This is a genomic window from Serratia sp. EC4 (genome assembly GCF_059652115.1).
Genome location: NZ_JBNIDE010000003.1, coordinates 532,295 through 553,406 on the forward strand (window position 1 = coordinate 532,295; position 21,112 = coordinate 553,406).

Here is a 21,112-nt window from a genome sequence, read left to right on the forward strand (position 1 = left end):
GATCTCTTTATACGCGTTCCCTGTCTTCTTACAGAGCAACTACGTTGGCGGCAGCCGGCCCGCGCGGGCTGTCCTGGATGGTGTACTCGACACGCTGGCCTTCAGCCAGGGTCTTGAAACCGTCGGTCATGATTGCGGAGAAGTGTACAAATACATCTTTGCCGCCGTCGTGCTGCTCAATGAAACCAAAACCTTTGCTTTCGTTGAACCACTTAACTTGACCAGTCTTCTTAGACATTACTTTTACCTTTAAATATATTTACAAAACCTGCCATAAGAGGCAATTGCGGCCATTTCAGAAACATTACTTATGGGAGGTACTTAGAAGGTTCGTCTTTGAAGCGGAATCGGATGATAACGTTTTTGGAGGAACTGCTTAACTCTAAACTCGAACATAAATAGGTCTGGATTACAGGCCGACTTGCATTTACTCATAAAAATGGTGAATGCACAAGAGGTTTATTGCAATAAATTCATCATTACGCCGAATTTATTTTTATCCCCCTGAATATACATGACTTAATTTAACGCTCGCCGCGGCCGATCCACCGCGTTCCTCTCCTCACCGGAGCATCATTTGCCCATCTGAGCGCTGCAAATGAGAGCTAACGCATAAAACTCTAATATGCTTGACGCTGCTATAACAAATCCCAAATCAGATGGCTAAACTTGAGGGGAAAACAAGGCAGACGGCTTTTTCGCCAGCACTTTTGCCGCTAAAAACACGATTTTTCAGATTATGCTGAATCAAGGAGCTATGCGCATGACCGCCCAGCAGTTCGTTTCACCTAATGAAATCCGCGCCAGATTCTCTCACGCGATGTCGGACATGTATCAAAAAGAGGTACCGCTGTACGGCGATCTGCTGGAGCTGGTGGCGGAAACCAACCGACAGGTTCTGCGCGAAGATGCCGCACTGGCTCATCAACTGCAAATCACCGGCGAGATCGAACGCCTGGCCATGGAGCGCCACGGCGCGATCCGAGTCGGTACGGCGGACGAACTGGCCACCCTGCGCCGCCTGTTCCGGGTGATGGGCATGGCGCCGGTCGGTTACTATGACCTATCGGTGGCGGGCGTTCCGGTACACTCCACCGCTTTTCGCGCCATACACGAAGACGCGCTGCAGATCAGTCCTTTCCGCGTGTTCACCTCCCTGCTGCGCCTGGAACTGATAGAAGATCCCGCGCTGCGTGCGCTGGCCGAGCGCTTGCTGGCGCGCCGCCGTATCTTTACCGATCGCGCGCTGGAGCTGATCGCGCTGCAGGAAGCGCAAGGCGGGCTGAATGAAGTGCAGGCGCAAGAATTTGTCGAACAAGCGCTGGAAACCTTCCGCTGGCACAACCAGGCGACGGTCAGCGCCGAAGAATACCGGCAGCTGCACGATCAGCATCGCCTGATCGCCGACGTGGTGGCGTTTAAAGGACCGCATATCAACCACCTGACACCACGCACGCTGGACATCGATCGCGTTCAGCAAGCGATGCCCGGCCGCGGTATTACGCCCAAAGCGGTCATCGAGGGCCCGCCGCGCCGCCGCCGCGCGATCCTGCTCCGCCAAACCAGCTTCAAAGCGCTGGAAGAAAGCGTCGATTTCGTTGAGCACGACGGCCACGCCGTCGCCGGTCACCATACCGCGCGCTTCGGCGAGATCGAACAACGTGGCGTGGCGCTAACGCCTAAAGGACGCGAACTTTACGACCGTTTGCTGCAGGCGACCAACGATGCGTTGCAGGCGCCGCCGAGCGAGAAGAATGCCGAGCGCTACTATCAACTGCTGGAGGAAAACTTCCGGGCGTTTCCGGATGATTACGCCACGCTGCGTGAGCAACAGCTGGCCTGGTTCCGCTATTTCCCGACCGAATGCGGCCTGGCGGCCAAAGAGTCGCTGGATAAGCACAGCACCCTGGAACAACTGATCGAGAAAGAACACGTTCGCTTCCAGCCTCTGGTGTATGAAGATTTTCTGCCGGTCAGCGCGGCGGGGATTTTCCAGTCAAACCTGGGCGACAGCCGCCACGCGCAGTACAACGCCGCTTCCAGCCGGGCAGCGTTTGAACAAGCGTTGGGCAGTGAGGTGATCGACGAGCTGGCGCTGTATCAGCAAACCCAGCAGCGTTCGCTGGAAGCCTGCGCGCAAGCCTTGGGACTTGCCACGCTGGCATCCTGAGATTACTTAGTCAGCAGAGATTCGATATCCTGCAGCAATTGCTCAGCCTGAGCGGAAGGTAGCACCGCATCAACCGGCAAATACCACCAATTAGGCTGGGCAAAGGCGCGACACTTCACCGCGTCCTTCTCCGTCATCAACAGCGTTTGATCGGCTGCAACCAGCGCCGCCAGCTGTTCCTGCTGATATTCCTGATGATCGGCAAACGCCACTTCCTGTACGACTTCGACGTTCAACTTTTCCAACGTCGCGAAGAAACGCGGCGGATGGCCGATGCCGGCCATCGCCACCACGCGCGGCAGCTCAGCCGCCGGGCGACGTTCACCGCTCAGCAGGTTCACCGCATCACGCGCCTGCAGGCGCATGGCAATTTCCCCGGCCTGCGCCACGCCGCCATTGGCGACGCGCGCATCGACGCTGCCAAGCCGCGCGGCACGCTCGCGCATCGGCCCGGCCGGCAACCACCAGCCGTTGCCGAAACGACGCACGCCGTCGATGACCACCAGCTCGAAGTCACGCTGTAAAGCGTAATGCTGCAAACCGTCGTCGGTGATGATCACATCCAGCGGCTGTTGTTGCAGCAGGGCCTGCACCGCCTCGGCTCGCTTGGGCGCGATCGCCACAGGCGCACCGGTACGTTGATAAATCAGCACCGGCTCATCGCCCGCCTCGCGGGTCGACGTATTCTGACCGAGCACCAGCGGATAAACCGCCGACTTGCCGCCGTAGCCGCGTGACACCACGCCAACGCGATAGCCCCGCTGTTGCAGGTGTTCCACCAGCCAAATCACCATCGGCGTTTTGCCGTTGCCGCCGGCGGTGAGGTTACCCACCACCACTACCGGCACCGGCGAACGCCAACTTTTACGCAGTCCGCAGCGGTAACTGAGACGGATCAGCCAGCTGAACAAACCATAGAGCCACGAGAGCGGCAATAGCGCCAGATAAAGCAACGAACCGCCGGACCAGATACGCTCAATCATTATTGACCAAACTGCATGCGGTGCAGCTGCGCATAGGCGCCATGCCGCTCAAGCAACTCGGCGTGTTCACCGCGTTCGACGATGCGGCCGTCCTCCACCACCAGGATCTCGTCCGCCTTCTCAATGGTCGACAGACGGTGCGCGATCACCAGTGAAGTGCGGTCTTTCTGCAGCTCGTCCAGCGCGGCCTGAATGGCACGCTCGGACTCGGTATCCAGCGCAGACGTCGCCTCATCCAAGATCAGGATCGGGCAATCGCGCAGCAAAGCACGCGCGATGGCAATGCGCTGGCGTTGGCCGCCGGACAGCATCACGCCATTTTCACCGATCACCGTATCCAGGCCGTTTTCCATCTTGTTGATGAAGTCCATCGCGTACGCCATTTCCGCCGCTTTCTCAATCTGCTCGCGGCTGTATTCGCTCTCGCGCGCATAGGCGATGTTGTTGGCGATAGTGTCGTTGAACAGGTGCACGTTTTGCGAGACCAAGGCCACCTGATTGCGCAGCGAGGCCAGGGTATATTCACGCAGATCGTGACCATCCATCAGGATTTCACCTTCCTGAATATCGTAGAAGCGCGTCAGCAGGTTGGCGATGGTGGATTTACCCGAACCGGAACGGCCCACCAACGCGACGGTTTTGCCCTCGGCGATTTTCAGGTTGATATCACGCAGCGCCGGCGTTTCTTTGGCCGGGTAGTAGAAGGTGACGTTGCGGAATTCGATATCGCCTTTCGCACGCTTCACTTCGCGGGTGCCGGTGTCTTTTTCCTGTTCCATATCCAAAATGGAGAACAGCGTCTGACAGGCCGCCATCCCTCGCTGGAACTGGGCATTGACGTTGGTCAGCGACTTCAGCGGACGCATCAGCGCGATCATCGACGAGAACACCACGGTAATGGTGCCGGCGGTCAGGGTTTCCATCACGCTTGGGAAGCTGGCGGCAAACAGCACGAACGCCAGGGCCAGCGAAGCAATCAGTTGAATGATCGGATCGGAAATGGAAGACGCGGAGACCAGTTTCATGCCCTGTTGGCGCATGCGGTTGCTCACCGAGTTAAAACGCTCGGTTTCTACCTGCTGGCCACCGAAAATCAGCACTTCTTTATGGCCTTTCAGCATCTGTTCGGCGCTGGTGGTCACCTGCCCCATGGTGTTCTGCATGTTCTTGCTGATGTTGCGGAAACGCTTGGACACCAGGCGAATGGCGATGGAGACGATCGGTGCCAGCACGATCAGGATCACCGACAGCTGCCAGCTGTAGTAGAACATCATGATGAACAGGCCAATGATCGAGGCTCCTTCACGCACCACGGTCACCAGCGCGCTGGAAGAGGAGGAAGCCACCTGCTCGGAATCATAGGTAATGCGCGACAGTAAAGTCCCGGTGGACTGCTGATCGAAGAAGGCCACCGGCATTCTCATCATGTGGCCAAACAGGCGGCGGCGCATTTGCATCACCACCATGCCGGAAACCCAGGAAATGCAGTAGCTTGAAACAAAGCTGGTCACGCCGCGCATCAGCATCAGCGCAATCACCGCCAGCGGCATCCACACCAGCACGCTGCTGTCGGTTTTTCCAAACCCATCGTCCAATAACGGTTTAAGCAGAGACAGCATCAGCGTGTCCCCCGCTGCGTTCATAATCAACGCAATGGCGGCCACAATCAGCCCGGTCTTAAAAGGAGTGATCATCGGCCAGAGTCGACGGAACGTCTGCCAGGTCGAGAGATCTTTATCATTCATCATGCAAATACCAGCATCGGAAGAAATAGCGGCCTATTTTACTCATTATCACCCTCTACGCCAAACCGCTGATGGTACCAACGGGGCATTAATTGTTCGCGAAAGCCTTTAATTTGCCAATCGTTGTCGAAAAAAAGTACCGATAACTGACCGGAGCGCGTCGTATCGCGCCATTGAATGCCATTTGCCCGGTATCTGGCGACCACTTTCCGCGCCGGCAATCGCCATTTGTTGTAACGCGATGCGGACGCCAGCGCCGCTTCGGGATTGACCGCGCGCAGAAACGGCGGCGTAGAAGACGTCTTGCTGCCGTGATGCCCCACCTGCAACACCGTGGCAGCCAAACGATCGCGCCGCAACCGTAACAGCTGCTCCTCCGCCTTCTTTTCCGCATCGCCGGTGAGCAGCAAACTGTATTGCCCATCGTCGATGCGGATCACACAGGAGTCGTCATTGACCGGCCTTTTGCGCGTTTTCGGTGGCCACAGCACCTCGAATTGCAGCGATTGCCAGCGCCAACGCTCACCGGCGACGCAGGGCAAGTGTCCTTCCCCGCGTATCGGGCTGCGCACCGTCGCCTGAGGAAACGCCCGCCGCATCACCGGCAGACCGCCGATATGATCGAGGTGAATATGGCTGATAATGATCTGCTCCAGTTCAATATTCCGCCAGTTCAGCATCGGTAAGATATGCCGTTCGGCGGCGCTGCCCGCGGGCCAACGATCGCCGGTATCGTACAGTATCCCCTTGCCGTTTTGCTCGATAACCACCGCCAACCCGTGCCCGACATCAAGCATATCGACGCGCCAGCGATAGTCCGGCGCTTTGCCACGCCACAACACACAGCATACCGCCACCGCCGCCAGCCCCGGCGCATAGCGCCACCACCAATGAAAACGCCAGCAGATAACGATAAGCCATCCCGCTATGCTGGCCAGCAGCGAGGCGGCTCCCAAATCCACCCAACCGCGTTGCAGGTAATGCAGCGGCACAAACACCCCGCTCAACGTGAAATCTGCCAACCACCAAAGCCCGTAACTTAGCGAGGGGAGGACGCCGCCGATCACCGCCAGCAAAATCAACGGCACCGTCACCAATGAGACGATGGGCACCGCCCAAAGATTGGCGGGCAGCGAGGTCAGCGTCAGACCTAAGAACAGCGCGACCTGCATCGGCACCAGCAACAACGTCATGCCCAGCTGAATATGCAGCCAGCGCACCGGCGCCCAATACCAGGCCGACCGGAATCGCTCACCGAGCGGCGCCCATTCAAACCAAAAAATCAAACACCCCACCGCCAGCACCGACAGCCAGAAACTGTCTGACAAAACCGCCAACGGATCGCACAGCAAAATCAGCCCGATACACCACAACCACACTTGCCAGGAAGAACAATGAACGCCGCGCAAGCGCAGCAGCATCCACAGCGTCATCGCCAACGCGGTACGCACCGCCGGCGGCTGGGCGCCCACCAACCAAACATAGATCAGCGTCGCCACCCAGCCTGCGACCAATGGAAAGCGATAGCCAATCAAATGGGCGGGCAGAAAAAACTGCAGCGCGCGCAACGCGGCCCAGAACAAAATGGCGACCATCGCCACATGCAACCCTGAAATGGCCATCAGATGAGCGATGCCGGTTTTCAGCATCAGCGTGCGCAAAGCCTGCTCCAGCGCGGTTCGTTCCCCAAACGCCAGCGCCAGCAATACCGCCTTGTAACGCAATTCACCGATGTTGGTTTCCGCATGGCTGATGATGCGCTGGCGCAGCCCGCAATCGCCATCCAGCAAACGAGCCTGCCTGACCCGGCCCGTCAACGGCTGGCGCTGGGCGATCGCCCAACGTTGGCTGTCAAATCCGCCTTCATTGAGCTTGCCATGTACCGGCCGCAGGCGCAGTTTCAATTGCCAACGCTGCCCAGCGCATAGCCGCTGCTGTTCGGGAGCCCACGTCGTGGTAAACGCCAGCGCAGGCGCCAACCAATGACCGTCGACCCGCTCGATGCGCATCAGCGTCTGTTTACTGGCGGCGGGCTCCAGCGCGACGCTGCTCACCTGCACCACCGCCGTCACGTCCGGCATGCGAGTTAAGCGATCCATTTGCCCGATCAGGCTGCCGGCGTTGAAAACCGCCCATATGAATCCCAATCCCAGGCAGGCCAAATAGCGGCAGAATGGCCTGCGCGTGCGCAGCAGTAAACAGACAACAAGCACGAGCGGCCACAGCTGCCATTGCTCAGGCAACTGCGGTAAAACCAACAGCGGCAGGATGCCGCAGATAACGGCGAATATCGCCAGATCCAGCGAAATTTTGATCGCTCTTCTCCCATCGGCTCCGCCATGAGCAAAAGCGCATCACGGCAAGCAAGCAGGATCATTCAGGCGACATGTCACCGCCAGCGGGCTTTAACGAAGATGCGGTGAACATGGCAGGATAAGAGAGATCTATGCAGGAGCCACATCGTAAATGCGGCGTAGTACGCAACTCGCGAGCATATCGCGGAGAAGTGCAGGCGAAAAAAAAACGGCGCCTTACAGGCACCGTTTTATATTCTTTTCAAGCAACAACGCTATGATCAGTCAGCGACTAGCCATAGATATTGGCGCGGTCACGCAACTCTTTGCCTGGTTTGAAGTGAGGAACGTATTTGCCGTCCAGCTCTACTTTGTCACCGGTTTTCGGGTTGCGGCCTACACGCGGGGCACGGTAGTGAAGAGAAAAACTGCCGAATCCGCGGATCTCAATGCGTTCGCCCTCGGCCAGCGTTGCGGCCATGTGCTCAAGCATCTCTTTCACTGCATCCTCAACGGCCTTCGCCGGAATATGAGATTGCTGGCCAGCAAGTCTTTCAATAAGTTCAGACTTGGTCATAGTACCTCCAAGCTTTGCAGCTAAACTACCGTATCGGGGCGGTCAGCGACCGCCCCCCGTCATTACTCGCCTTTAGCCGCTTTGAAAGCTTCAGCCATTGCGTTAGAGAAGTTGCCTTCTTCCTGTTTGTTGTTAACAGTTGCGATGGCGTCTTTCTCGTCAGCTTCGTCCTTAGCACGTACGGACAGGCTTACAACGCGGTTCTTACGGTCAACGCCGGTGAATTTAGCTTCAACTTCGTCACCTACGTTCAGAACCAGAGTTGCATCTTCAATGCGGTCGCGAGAGGCTTCAGATGCACGCAGGTAACCTTCTACGCCGCCTGCCAATTCAACTGTAGCACCTTTGGCGTCAACTGCAGTGACTTTACCAGTAACAATAGCACCTTTCTTGTTCATAGACAGGTAGTTATTGAACGGGTCTTCAGCCAGTTGCTTCACGCCCAGGGAGATACGCTCGCGCTCTGCGTCAACTTGCAGAACAACCGCAGCGATTTCGTCGCCTTTCTTGTATTCACGTACTGCTTCTTCGCCTGCAACGTTCCAGGAGATGTCAGACAGGTGAACCAGGCCGTCGATGCCGCCGTCCAGGCCGATGAAGATACCGAAGTCAGTGATAGACTTGATTTTACCTTCAACGCGGTCGCCCTTGTTGTGGGTTTCTGCGAACTGCTGCCATGGGTTGGATTTGCACTGCTTCAGGCCCAGGGAGATACGACGACGTTCTTCATCGATGTCCAGAACCATCACTTCCACTACGTCGCCCACGTTAACAACTTTGGACGGATGGATGTTTTTGTTGGTCCAATCCATTTCAGAAACGTGTACCAGACCTTCAACGCCTTCTTCGATTTCTACGAAGCAGCCGTAATCAGTCAGGTTGGTTACACGGCCAGTCAGCTTGGTGCCTTCTGGGTAACGTTTCGCGATAGCAACCCATGGATCTTCGCCCAGCTGTTTCAGGCCCAGGGATACACGAGTACGCTCGCGGTCGAACTTCAGCACTTTAACAGTGATTTCATCGCCAACATTGACGATTTCGCTTGGGTGCTTAACGCGTTTCCAAGCCATGTCAGTGATGTGCAGCAGGCCGTCTACGCCGCCCAGATCAACGAATGCACCGTAGTCAGTGAGGTTCTTAACGATACCTTTAACTTCCATGCCTTCCTGCAGGTTTTCCAGCAGTTGATCGCGCTCAGCGCTGTTCTCGGATTCGATAACCGCACGGCGAGAAACGACAACGTTGTTGCGCTTCTGATCCAGCTTGATGACTTTGAACTCAAGCTCTTTGCCTTCCAGGTGCAGAGTGTCACGTACCGGACGCACGTCAACCAGGGAACCTGGCAGGAACGCGCGGATGCCGTTCAGCTCGACGGTGAAGCCACCCTTCACTTTGCCGTTGATAACACCGGTTACAGTCTCAGCTTCTTCGTAGGCTTTTTCCAGCGTGATCCAAGCTTCGTGACGCTTAGCTTTCTCACGGGACAGCAGGGTTTCACCGAAGCCGTCTTCAACAGCATCCAGAGCAACGTCAACTTCGTCACCAACCTGGATTTCCAGCTCGCCCTGGGCGTTTTTGAATTGCTCAGCCGGGATGGCAGACTCAGATTTCAGACCGGCGTCAACCAGTACGATATCTTTGTCGATAGCAACAACGACGCCACGAACGATGGAACCCGGGCGGGTTTCGATTTCTTTTAAGGATTCTTCAAAGAGTTGAGCGAAAGATTCAGTCATGTTGTTAATCTTCAGGGTTCTTTAGTTTAACGTCCATTTAGCGTCCCGCCGAATGGGGTTGTTTCACATACCCCGCCATTGGCTCCATGCCGACAGGGTTTAAGGTTACAGGGGTAAAATTTTACCCGATATATTGCGATACCGCTATGACAAATATGACAAAAAGCCAATAGCGCCGCCGCGCTTATTGCTGCGGCAACGCCAACACTTTCTGTGCATACGTCAACGCCTGCTGGATCACTTCCTCTATCGACATGCTGGTAGAATCCAGCACGAGGGCGTCAGAAGCGGGCACCAGAGGCGCGATAGGCCGATTACGGTCACGGTCGTCCCGTTCCTTTATCTCGGCTAAAAGACGTTCAAAGTTAACATTAAAGCCCTTCTCCTGCAACTGCAGCATGCGGCGGTGCGCGCGCTCCTCCGAGCTGGCGTCGAGGAAAATCTTGACCGGCGCGTCCGGGAACACCACCGTGCCCATGTCGCGGCCATCGGCAATCAGGCCGGGCGCCTCGCGAAACGCGCGCTGGCGGCGCAGCAACGCCTCGCGCACGCGCGGAAACGCCGCCGCTTGCGACGCGGTGTTGCCGACGGTTTCGGTGCGGATCTCATTGCTGACGTCCTCACCTTCCAAAATCACCTGCAGCTTGCCGTCCTGGGCAACGAAGCGAACATCGAGATGTGCGGCCAGCGGAACCAGCGCTTCCTCAGAAGTGATATCCACCTGATGATGCAACGCCGCCAGCGCCAGCACGCGGTAGATCGCGCCGGAATCCAGCAAACGCCAACCAAGGGACTCGGCCAACGCTTTACACAGCGTGCCTTTGCCTGCGCCACTTGGTCCATCAACGGTTATCACCGGGGCTGTAGCCGTCATTTCTCTCTCCTTCAGGTAGAAAACCTCACAGAGACACGGCGCGCTTCGACTCGAAGCCCGTGCGCTCTGCCACCTGCCCAATCAGGGGCAAATACGGTGGCGTATTATACGCTGCCCTACGGCAATCTGTTACCCTGGAACTGTCCGGTTGTTGAAAATAAGCGCACAACCGCGAAAAAGTATAGAAGAAACGCCGGTCGCCGAAGGTTAAAAACGATAAAGGCCCACAAAGGGGCCTTAAAAGAAACGATTTGACGGGTTACTACGCCGGCTGGCTGATGCGCGCCAACTGCTCGAAATAATCCGGGAAGGTTTTCGCGGTGCATTTCGGATCGAGAATGGTGACCGGCGTATCCGACAGCGCCACCAGCGAGAAGCACATCGCCATGCGGTGATCGTTGTAGGTGCCGATCTCGGCGAACTGCAGTTTGGCCGGCGGCACGACGTGAATGTAGTCTTCGCCTTCGTCCACTTCCGCCCCCACTTTACGCAACTCGGTAGCCATCGCCGCCAGACGGTCGGTCTCCTTCACCCGCCAGTTGTAGATATTGCGGATGGTGGTCGGCCCCTCGGCGAACAGCGCCGCGGTGGCGATGGTCATCGCCGCGTCCGGAATGTGGTTCATGTCCATGTCGATGCCGCGCAGTTCACCGCGGCTGCACTCGATGAAATCGTCGCCCCAGGTGATGCGCGCGCCCATTTTCTCCAGCACGTCGGCGAACTTGGTGTCGCCCTGCACGCTTTTGCGGCCGATGCCGGTCACGCGCACGGTGCCGCCCTTGATCGCCGCCGCCGCCAGGAAGTAAGAGGCGGAAGAAGCGTCGCCCTCAACCAGGTAGTCGCCCGGCGCGATATACGTCTGGCACCCCTGGATATGGAATACCCGGTAGTTGTCGTGGCTCACCGATACGCCGAAGGTGCGCATCAGATGCAGCGTGATGTCGATGTAGGGCTTGGAAACCAGCTCGCCCTTGATGTGGATCTGCGTATCCTGCGGCGCCAGGGGCGCGGTCATCAGCAACGCAGTCAGGAACTGGCTGGAGACGCTGCCGTCAACGGTGACGTCGCCGCCCTGGAAACCGCCGCGCAGGCGAATCGGCGGGTAATCAGTCTGCTCGAGGTAATCAATCTGCGCCCCGCCCTGGCGCAACGCGTCCACCAGATGGCCGATCGGGCGTTCTTTCATGCGGGGTTCCCCGGTCAGCACCACATCACCTTCACCAAGGCACAGCGCCGCCGCCAGTGGGCGCATCGCGGTGCCGGCATTGCCGAGGAACAGTTCCAGCGGTTGGTTGGCCACCAACGGCCCGGCCACGCCGGTCACTTCACACACGGTGCGGTCGGCGGAAAGCCGGTAGTTCACGCCCAACGCCTGCAGCGCATTCAGCATATGACGCACATCGTCGCTGTCCAGCAGGTTGGTCAGCCGGGTCGTTCCCTCCGCCAGCGCCGCCAGCAGCAGAGCGCGGTTAGAAACGCTCTTCGAGCCGGGTAAGTTGACGGTGCCATTGACCAGGGCGACCGGTTGTAACGTCAGGGAATCCACCATGTGAACAAAACTCTCCAATTCTGATAAACGAAACGGCTCCGGAATAATGCCGGAGCCGCTTTAATGCAAAAGGACAACAGCCTGAGCAGCCCGCGCCTGGCGGGCTGACGGAATCAACCGTGACGACGTTCGAAGTCGGTCATGAAGTCGGTCAGCGCCTGCACGCCGGCCAGCGGCATGGCATTGTAAATAGAAGCACGCATGCCGCCAACTACCCGGTGGCCTTTCAGCGCCTGCAGGCCGATGGCCTCGGCTTCGCTGAGGAACACCTTGTCCAGCGCCGCATCGGCCAGCTGGAACGGCACGTTCATCCAGGAACGGTTGGCGATCGCCACCTGGCTGCGGTAGAAGTCGGATTTATCGATGGTCGCGTACAGCAGCTCGGCCTTGGCCTGATTGCGTTTTTGCATCTCCACCAGGCCGCCCTGCTCTTTCAGCCATTTGAACACCAGCCCGGACAAGTACCAGGCGAAGGTTGGCGGGGTGTTGAACATCGAGTCGTTCTCGGCCAGCACGGTGTAATCGAGGATAGACGGCACTTCTTTGCGCGCCTTGCCCAGCAGATCGTCGCGCACGATCACCAGCGTCAGGCCGGCCGGGCCGATATTTTTCTGCGCGCCGGCGTAAATCACGCCGAAGCGGCTGACGTCGAGCGGGCGGGACAGAATGGTCGAGGAGTAATCGCCGATCACCACTTTGTCGCCGAAGTCCGGCGTTTCATCGATGGCCACGCCGTCGATGGTTTCATTCGGGCAATAATGCACGTAAGCCGCGTCGTTGCTCAGCTGCCACTCTTTCATCGGCTTGATGCCGCTCAGGCCGTCGATGCGGGTTTTCACGTCGATGACGTTCGGGGTGCAATACTTTTCCGCTTCCTTGATGGCGCTGTGCGCCCAATAACCGCCGTCGATATAGTCGGCGGTGGCCTTGTCGCCCAGCAGGTTCAGCGGCAGCGCGGCGAATTGTGCGCGGGCGCCGCCGTGGCAAAACAGCACTTTATAGTTGGAGGGGACTTTCAGCAGATCGCGCAGATCCTGTTCCGCCTGCTCGGCAACGGCGATGAATTCTTTGCTGCGGTGACTGATCTCCATCACTGACGTGCCCAGGCCGTGCCAATTGCACAGTTCCTGTTCCGCACGACGCAACACTTCCACCGGCAGCATCGCCGGGCCAGAGCTAAAATTATAAACCTGAGTCATTTCCCCTCACCACATTCACTGTTCGCCGCAGAAAAGCGACCTGTCGAAAAGATGCCCGAAGCTAACGCTCGCGTTAACCAACCCATCGGTTTTATCACTCACGCCCCATGGCTGCAACGCTTATTCGCCCGTCGGCGGCAAACGGTCGCGCCGGGTGATGACAGGCTCTGCGGCCGTCGCGATTGTTTGGACGATAAAACCCTGCGACATGGGGAAATTCAGCGGGTTAACGCGGTGTTTTATGCTGTATTCAGCCGAGATGGCTGCGGGAGCCCGGACGGCCCCCGCAGGAGAGAAAACGATCAGTACTGATTGAACATCTGCTGGATCTGCTTCGCGTCTTTGGTTTGCGTCAGCGCCAGCTGCAGCAGAATGCGCGCTTTTTGCGGATTCAACGTGCCGGCGGCCACGAAGCCGTATTTGGCGTCGTCCACTTCCGCATCCTCGGTGGTCGCGCCGGTCGGCACGCGCGAAGAACGCACCACCGCCACGCCGTTGTGCGCCGCCGTCGCCAAGGTGTCGAACACGGTTTTATACAGGTTACCGTTGCCGACCCCGGCGCTGACGATGCCCTGATATCCTTCGGCGATCAGCGCCTTGGCCGGCGCATCGGAGGCGTTGGCGTAGTTGTAGACGATGCCGACCTTCGGCAGCTCGTTCAGCTTGCTGACGTCGAACGGCGTCTCCCGGGTATGCTTGCGCTGCGGCGAACGCTGGTAATCGATCTTGCCGTTGTGGATGTACCCCAGCGGGCCGAAGTTCGGCGACTGGAAGGTCTGCACGGCGGTGGTATTGGTCTTGGTGACGTCGCGCGCGTCCAGCACGGTGTCGTTCATCGCCACCAGCACCCCGCGGTTGGCCGATTGCGGATCCGCCGCCGTCACCACCGCGTTATACAGGTTGAACGGGCCGTCGGCGCTCATCGCCGTCGCCGGCCGCATCGCCCCGACCAGCACCACCGGCTTGTCGCACTTCACCGTCAGATCGAGGAAATAGGCCGTCTCTTCCAGCGTATCGGTACCGTGGGTGATGACGAAGCCGTCGGTTTTGCCGCAGTCGGCGTCAATTTTCTTCACCAGCGTCAGCCAGACCTGATCGCTCATGTCCTGCGAGCCGATGTTCACCACCTGCTCCCCCCGCACGTTGGCGATGTTTTTCAACGCCGGCACCGCATCGACCAGCGCCTCGACGCCCAGCTTGCCCGCGGTATAGTTGGACTTCGTCGCCGAATCGCCGCCGCCGGCAATGGTGCCGCCGGTCGCCAGCAGGGTGATGTTGGGCAGCGCCAGCGCCGAAGCGCTGACGCCGGTCAACAAGAGGGTTAACACGCTGAGTTTCACTGATTTCATTAGATTTCTCCGTGACAGATAACTCGCTGAATTATGGCCTTTATCCTTAAAAAAACTGTGACTTTGCCACCGCTTTAGGAATACGTGGAGCTCCAGCGTAAAACCCCGTATCATTGCGCGTTTTTAGTACGCGCAAAAAGTGAAGACAATGACGCAAACTTTTATCCCCGGTAAAGACGCCGCCCTGGAAGACTCCATCGCCCGTTTCCAGCAGAAACTGAGCGACCTCGGTTTCAACATCGAAGAAGCCTCCTGGCTGAACCCGGTGCCGCACGTGTGGTCGGTGCACATTCGCGATCGCGATTGCCCGCTGTGCTTCACCAACGGCAAAGGCGCCAGCAAAAAAGCCGCGCTGGCCTCCGCGCTGGGTGAATATTTCGAGCGCCTGTCCACCAACTACTTCTTTGCCGATTTCTATCTGGGCCGGCAGATCGCCGAAGGCGACTTCGTGCACTACCCGAATGAGAAATGGTTCCCGATCCCTGAAGACGACGCGCTGCCGGCCGGCATCCTCGACGAACGCCTGCACGCCTTCTACGATCCGCAGCAAGAGCTGAGCGCCAGCGATCTGGTCGATCTGCAGTCCGGCAACGCCGATCGCGGCGTGTGCGCGCTGCCGTTTACCCGTCAGTCCGACCAGCAAACCGTGTACATCCCGATGAATATCATCGGCAACCTGTATGTTTCCAACGGCATGTCCGCCGGCAACACCGCCAACGAAGCGCGCGTGCAGGGCCTGTCGGAAGTGTTCGAGCGTTATGTGAAAAACCGCATCATCGCCGAATCCATCAGCCTGCCGGCGATCCCGGACGAAGTGCTGAACCGCTACCCGAGCGTGGTGGAAGCCATCGCCAAGTTGGAAGAGGAAGGTTTCCCGATCCTCTCCTATGACGCCTCGCTGGGCGGCAACTACCCGGTGATCTGCGTGGTGCTGTTCAACCCGACCAACGGCACCTGCTTCGCTTCATTCGGCGCGCATCCTGACTTCGGCGTAGCGCTGGAGCGCACGGTAACCGAACTGCTGCAGGGCCGCAGCCTGAAAGATCTCGACGTGTTCACCGCGCCGACCTTCGATGACGAAGAAGTGGCGGAACACACCAACCTGGAAACGCACTTCATCGACTCCAGCGGCCTGATCTCCTGGGATCTGTTCAAACAGGATGCCGATTACCCGTTCGTTGACTGGAACTTCAGCGGCAGCACGCAGGAAGAGTTCGCCACCCTGATGAGCATCTTCGACAAGGAAGACGCGGAAGTGTACATCGCCGACTACGAGCACCTGGGCGTCTATGCTTGCCGCATCATCGTGCCGGGCATGTCCGATATCTACCCGGCGGAAGACCTGCTGCTGGCCAACAACAGCATGGGCGCGCACCTGCGCGATACGCTGCTGGCGCTGCCGGGCAGCGAGTGGGAGCCGGAAGAATACCTGGCGCTGATCGAGCAGCTGGACGACGAAGGGCTGGACGATTTCACCCGCGTACGCGAACTGCTGGGCATTGCCAGCGGCAAAGACAACGCCTGGCATACCCTGCGCGTGGGCGAGCTGAAGTCGATGCTGGCGCTGGCGGGCGGCGATCTGGATCAGGCGCTGATCTGGACCGAATGGACGCAGGACTTCAACGCCTCGGTGCTGAGCCCGGCGCGCAGCAACTACTACCGCTGCCTGCAAACGCTGCTGCTGCTGGCGCAGGAGCCTGAACGCGAAGCGGCGCAATACTATACCGCGTTCGTGAAAATGTACGGCCAGGAAGCGGTCGACGCCGCCTCCGCCGCCATCAGCGGTGAAGAGCGCTTCAACGGGCTGTTCGCCGTCGATGCCGATCTGAAGGCGCTGCCGGCGCATCAGGCGCTGCTGGCGGCTTACGAGAAGCTGCAGGCGGCCAAACGCCGCCACTGGGCCAAGGCCTAAGCATCATCAGGGGGTGCCACCACTTTGGGAGTACCCCTGTTGCCAAACGCCGCACTCCGTTGCGGCGTTTTCATTTTTGCGGTTTATTTCAACGCATTCGGTTTTATTTTTTCGCCGGGAAATAGGCGGTTAAACGGCCATAAAAATAAATAAACCGTCAATTGTTGCCGGACGGTGAAATAATAATTAACCGATAATTAAACTTTCAGCGCCGCGCGGCGACAAAACGCCTAAAAATTTAACTTTACTCTACGCCGACCATTCGGTGGATTCAAAAAAATTTGCAAACATTAAAAAAATGTTTTTGATTAAAAATCAATAAATTAACCACAAAAACCACACAAAAAACACGCCATTTCGCCGCTCTACTTCCCCGCCTTATGATCCAAATCAAATTTTCCCCTATACTGCTTTGCTAGTATCTCATTGCGTTGTTTTAACCCTTAAGAGCGAGAGTTAGTTTGAAAACTGACAGCCCCTTCGATCTGATTTTACCTGCGGCAACGGCGAAAATCGCTGAAGATGCCGGCGTGTATAAAGCCACCAAACATCCGCTGAAAACGTTTTATTTGGCGATCACCGCCGGTGTCTTCATTTCCATCGCCTTCGTCTTCTACATCACGGCGACCACCGGCACCGCCGGCGTGCCTTTCGGGCTGGCGAAACTGGTCGGCGGCATCTGCTTCTCTCTCGGGTTAATGCTGGTGGTGGTGTCGGGCGCCGACCTGTTCACTTCTACCGTGCTTATCGTCATCGCCAAGGCCAGCGGCCGCATCAGTTGGGGCCAGCTGGGCGCCAACTGGCTGAACGTTTATCTCGGCAACCTGGTCGGCGCGCTGTTCTTCGTGGCGCTGATCTGGTTCTCCGGCGAGTATATGGTCGCCAACGGCCAGTGGGGCCTGAATGCCCTGCAAACTGCAGACCATAAGCTGCATCACACCTTCATCGAAGCCGTCTGCCTCGGCATTCTGGCTAACCTGATGGTCTGCCTGGCGGTCTGGATGAGCTACTCCGGCCGTACCCTGACCGACAAGATGCTCGCCATGGTGCTGCCGGTCGGTATGTTTGTCGCCAGCGGCTTCGAACACAGCATCGCCAACATGTTTATGATCCCTATGGGCATCGTGGTCAAACACTTCGCCACGCCGGAATTCTGGCAAGCCGTAGGGGCGGTACCTGAGCAATTCGCTCATCTGACAGTAAGCAACTTCATCATCGACAACCTGATTCCGGTCACCCTCGGTAACATCATCGGCGGCGGTCTGCTGGTTGGGTTGACTTACTGGGTAATTTATCTGCGCGGGGGCCGCGAACAGCACTAAGCTGTGAGTTACCGCGTGCAGAGTTAGAAATCCACAATCAAAGGTAGGTGTACAATGACCGAACTTAACGAGAAATTAGCCAACGCTTGGGAAGGTTTCAGCAAGGGTGACTGGCAGAATGAAGTCAACGTTCGTGACTTCATCCAGAAAAACTACACGCCTTATGAAGGTGACGAATCCTTCCTGGCTGGCGCAACTCAAGCCACCACCACCTTGTGGGACAAGGTTATGGAAGGGATCAAACTGGAAAACCGCACTCATGCGCCGGTTGATTTCGACACCAACGTTGCTTCAACCATCATTTCTCACGACGCGGGTTACATCGCCAAAGAGCTGGAAACCATCGTGGGTCTGCAGACCGACGCCCCTCTGAAACGCGCGCTGATCCCGTTCGGCGGCATCAAAATGGTCGAAGGTTCGTGCAAAGTGTACGGCCGCGAGCTGGATCCGCAGCTGAAAAAAGTGTTCACCGAATACCGTAAAACCCACAACCAGGGCGTATTCGACGTTTACACCAAAGACATCCTGAACTGCCGTAAATCCGGTGTGCTGACCGGTCTGCCAGACGCCTACGGCCGCGGCCGCATCATCGGCGACTACCGCCGCGTGGCGCTGTACGGCATCGACTTCCTGATGGCCGACAAACTGAACCAGTTCAAATCGCTGCAGGAAAAACTGGAAAACGGCGAAGACCTGGAAATGACCATCCAGCTGCGCGAAGAGATCGCTGAACAGCACCGCGCTCTGGCTCAGATCAAAGAGATGGCCGCCAAATACGGCTACGACATCTCCGGCCCGGCCACCAGCGCGCAAGAAGCGGTGCAGTGGACCTACTTCGGCTACCTGGCCGCGGTGAAATCCCAGAACGGCGCCGCCATGTCCTTCGGCCGCGTGTCCACCTTCCTCGACGTGTTCATCGAACGCGACATCAAGGCGGGCAAACTGACCGAAGAACAAGCGCAGGAACTGATCGACCACCTGGTGATGAAACTGCGTATGGTGCGCTTCCTGCGTACCCCTGAGTACGATGAGCTGTTCTCCGGCGACCCAATCTGGGCGACTGAGTCCCTGGCCGGTATGGGCGTCGACGGCCGTACCCTGGTCACCAAAAACAGCTTCCGCTTCCTGAACACCCTGTACACCATGGGGCCGTCGCCGGAGCCGAACATGACCATCCTGTGGTCTGAGAAGCTGCCGCTGAACTTCAAGAAATTCGCGGCGAAAGTGTCCATCGACACCTCTTCCGTTCAGTACGAAAACGACGACCTGATGCGTCCTGACTTCAACAACGATGACTATGCCATCGCTTGCTGCGTCAGCCCGATGATCGTCGGCAAACAAATGCAGTTCTTCGGCGCCCGCGCCAACCTGGCGAAAACCATGCTGTACGCCATCAACGGCGGCGTTGACGAAAAACTGAAAATGCAGGTCGGCCCGAAAGAAGCGCCGATGATGGACGAAGTGCTGGACTATGACAAAGTCATGGCGCGCATGGACCACTTTATGGATTGGCTGGCCAAGCAGTACGTGACCGCGCTGAACATCATTCACTACATGCACGACAAGTACAGCTACGAAGCTGCGCTGATGGCGCTGCATGACCGTGACGTTTATCGCACCATGGCTTGCGGCATCGCCGGTCTGTCCGTTGCGGCCGACTCCCTGTCCGCCATCAAGTACGCGAAAGTCACCACCATTCGCGACGAAGACGGCCTGGCTATCGACTTCAAAGTGGAAGGCGAGTATCCGCAGTTCGGTAACAACGACGCCCGCGTCGATGACATCGCCTGCGACCTGGTGGAACGTTTCATGAAGAAAATTCAGAAACTGCGCACCTACCGCAACGCGGTACCGACTCAGTCCGTACTGACCATCACCTCCAACGTGGTGTACGGCAAGAAAACCGGTAACACCCCGGATGGCCGCCGCGCCGGCGCACCGTTCGGCCCAGGCGCCAACCCGATGCACGGCCGCGACCAGAAAGGCGCAGTAGCCTCCCTGACCTCGGTAGCCAAACTGCCGTTTGCCTACGCGAAAGACGGGATCTCCTACACCTTCTCCATCGTGCCTAACGCGCTGGGTAAAGACGACGACGTGCGTAAAGCCAACCTGGCGGGCCTGATGGATGGTTACTTCCACCATGAAGCCTCCATCGAAGGCGGCCAGCACCTGAACGTCAACGTAATGAACCGCGAAATGCTGCTGGACGCGATGGAAAACCCTGAGAAATACCCTCAGCTGACCATCCGCGTCTCCGGTTACGCCGTGCGCTTCAACTCGCTGACCAAAGAGCAACAGCAGGACGTCATTACTCGTACCTTCACTCAAACGATGTAATAACGCCGACCGGGCGGGAAACCGCCCGGTGCCAACGTCAGGGCCGGTTCTGCCGGCCCTTTTCTCCCACCGCTCTCCCCTGACTCTGTACGAGTCTGTTTTGCCGGACATCTATACTTAAATGGATAGCCGGCAAAACAGTTATCCGGCAACTGACCGGCCGACAGGCATCATTACCCCCGGTGGCGGATCCCCCGCCGCTGCATCGCAGATACCTGGCCGGCGGCCACGCGCCTATTTTTAGACTGCGTTTGACAGTCCATATTGGAGAAAACCCCGCAATGTCAGTAACTGGTCGCATCCACTCCTTCGAATCCTGCGGCACCGTCGATGGGCCCGGGATCCGCTTTATCGTCTTCTTCCAGGGCTGCCTGATGCGCTGCCTCTATTGCCATAACCGTGACACCTGGGACACCCACGGCGGCAAAGAAGTGACCGTCGAAGAGCTGATGAAAGACGCGGTGGCCTACCGCCACTTCATGAACGCTTCCGGCGGTGGCGTGACCGCGTCCGGCGGCGAGGCGATCCTGCAGGCTGAATTCGTGCGCGACTGGTTCCGCGCCTGCCATGCCGAAGGCATCAACACCTGCCTGGACACCAATGGCTTCGTGCGCCGCTACGATCCGGTGATCGACGAATTGCTGGACACCACCGATCTGGTGATGCTGGATCTGAAACAGATGAACGACGAGATCCACCAGAATCTGGTCGGCGTCTCCAACCACCGCACGCTGGAATTCGCCCGCTATCTGGCGAAACGCAACCAGCGCACCTGGATCCGTTACGTGGTGGTGCCGGGCTGGTCAGACGACGATAAATCGGCGCACCTGCTGGGCGAGTTCACCAAAGACATGACCAACATCGAGAAAATCGAGCTGCTGCCTTACCACGAGCTGGGCAAGCACAAATGGATAGCGATGGGGGAAGAGTACAAACTGGACGGCGTACATCCGCCGAAGGCCGAGACCATGGATCGCGTCAAAGGCATCCTGGAAAGCTACGGCCACAAAGTGATTTACTGATTGGCGCACGCCAAAAGAAAAACCGGCTCATGGCCGGTTTTTT

15 protein-coding genes are annotated in these 21,112 nt (G+C 57.8%); 5 read left to right on the plus strand and 10 right to left on the minus strand.

Annotated features, from left to right (window positions below; genetic code table 11):
• Window positions 1-28: 28 nt before the first annotated feature.
• Window positions 29-238: a transcription antiterminator/RNA stability regulator CspE gene (gene cspE / locus ACP39K_RS12870; protein ID WP_004928244.1), complete on the minus strand. Its 210-nt coding sequence runs from the start codon at window positions 236-238 to the stop codon at window positions 29-31.
• Window positions 239-763: 525 nt separating this feature from the next.
• Here cspE and hglS point away from each other — a divergent pair.
• A complete protein-coding gene (hglS, locus tag ACP39K_RS12875; RefSeq protein WP_016928315.1) occupies window positions 764-2,170 on the plus strand; it encodes a 2-oxoadipate dioxygenase/decarboxylase HglS in 1,407 nt (468 codons plus the stop codon).
• A gap of 2 nt (window positions 2,171-2,172) precedes the next feature.
• On the opposite strand, the gene lpxK is transcribed toward hglS, so the two are convergent.
• From lpxK to ansB, 9 genes are all read right to left on the minus strand, one after another.
• On the minus strand, window positions 2,173-3,153 hold the full coding sequence (gene lpxK, locus ACP39K_RS12880; protein WP_016928316.1) for a tetraacyldisaccharide 4'-kinase: 981 nt from the start codon (window positions 3,151-3,153) through the stop codon (window positions 2,173-2,175).
• Window positions 3,153-4,901 carry a lipid A ABC transporter ATP-binding protein/permease MsbA gene (msbA, locus tag ACP39K_RS12885; protein WP_161544577.1) on the minus strand — a complete coding sequence of 583 codons (1,749 nt, stop codon included), beginning with the start codon at window positions 4,899-4,901 and terminating at the stop codon, window positions 3,153-3,155. The genes lpxK and msbA overlap by 1 nt, the downstream gene beginning before the upstream one ends.
• A gap of 35 nt (window positions 4,902-4,936) precedes the next feature.
• Complete coding sequence (locus tag ACP39K_RS12890) at window positions 4,937-7,207, minus strand: ComEC family protein (RefSeq protein WP_082172236.1); 2,271 nt, start codon at window positions 7,205-7,207, stop codon at window positions 4,937-4,939.
• A 277-nt stretch (window positions 7,208-7,484) separates the two neighbouring features.
• Window positions 7,485-7,769, minus strand: a complete 285-nt coding sequence (ihfB, locus tag ACP39K_RS12895) for an integration host factor subunit beta (RefSeq protein ID WP_004928264.1) — start codon at window positions 7,767-7,769, stop codon at window positions 7,485-7,487.
• A gap of 62 nt (window positions 7,770-7,831) precedes the next feature.
• A complete protein-coding gene (gene rpsA, locus ACP39K_RS12900; RefSeq protein WP_004928267.1) occupies window positions 7,832-9,505 on the minus strand; it encodes a 30S ribosomal protein S1 in 1,674 nt (557 codons plus the stop codon).
• A 184-nt stretch (window positions 9,506-9,689) separates the two neighbouring features.
• Window positions 9,690-10,379: a (d)CMP kinase gene (cmk, locus tag ACP39K_RS12905; RefSeq protein WP_028127992.1), complete on the minus strand. Its 690-nt coding sequence runs from the start codon at window positions 10,377-10,379 to the stop codon at window positions 9,690-9,692.
• 262 nt (window positions 10,380-10,641) lie between these two features.
• The gene (gene aroA / locus ACP39K_RS12910; RefSeq protein WP_243811095.1) at window positions 10,642-11,928 is read right to left on the minus strand and encodes a 3-phosphoshikimate 1-carboxyvinyltransferase; all 1,287 of its coding nucleotides are present in this window, start codon (window positions 11,926-11,928) and stop codon (window positions 10,642-10,644) included.
• Window positions 11,929-12,041: 113 nt separating this feature from the next.
• Window positions 12,042-13,127 carry a 3-phosphoserine/phosphohydroxythreonine transaminase gene (gene serC, locus ACP39K_RS12915; RefSeq protein ID WP_028127991.1) on the minus strand — a complete coding sequence of 362 codons (1,086 nt, stop codon included), beginning with the start codon at window positions 13,125-13,127 and terminating at the stop codon, window positions 12,042-12,044.
• Window positions 13,128-13,429: 302 nt separating this feature from the next.
• Window positions 13,430-14,476, minus strand: coding sequence for an L-asparaginase 2 (gene ansB / locus ACP39K_RS12920; RefSeq protein WP_497008559.1), 1,047 nt, complete (start codon window positions 14,474-14,476; stop codon window positions 13,430-13,432).
• 148 nt (window positions 14,477-14,624) lie between these two features.
• Here ansB and ycaO point away from each other — a divergent pair, with 148 nt between their 5' ends.
• From ycaO to pflA, 4 genes are all read left to right on the plus strand, one after another.
• Window positions 14,625-16,388, plus strand: a complete 1,764-nt coding sequence (ycaO, locus tag ACP39K_RS12925) for a 30S ribosomal protein S12 methylthiotransferase accessory factor YcaO (RefSeq protein ID WP_497008560.1) — start codon at window positions 14,625-14,627, stop codon at window positions 16,386-16,388.
• 461 nt (window positions 16,389-16,849) lie between these two features.
• A complete protein-coding gene (focA, locus tag ACP39K_RS12930) occupies window positions 16,850-17,710 on the plus strand; it encodes a formate transporter FocA (RefSeq protein WP_497008561.1) in 861 nt (286 codons plus the stop codon).
• Between the two features lie 54 nt (window positions 17,711-17,764).
• A complete protein-coding gene (gene pflB, locus ACP39K_RS12935; protein WP_016928324.1) occupies window positions 17,765-20,047 on the plus strand; it encodes a formate C-acetyltransferase in 2,283 nt (760 codons plus the stop codon).
• 281 nt (window positions 20,048-20,328) lie between these two features.
• Window positions 20,329-21,069: a pyruvate formate lyase 1-activating protein gene (pflA, locus tag ACP39K_RS12940; RefSeq protein WP_031299859.1), complete on the plus strand. Its 741-nt coding sequence runs from the start codon at window positions 20,329-20,331 to the stop codon at window positions 21,067-21,069.
• The last annotated feature ends 43 nt before the right edge of the window (window positions 21,070-21,112 follow it).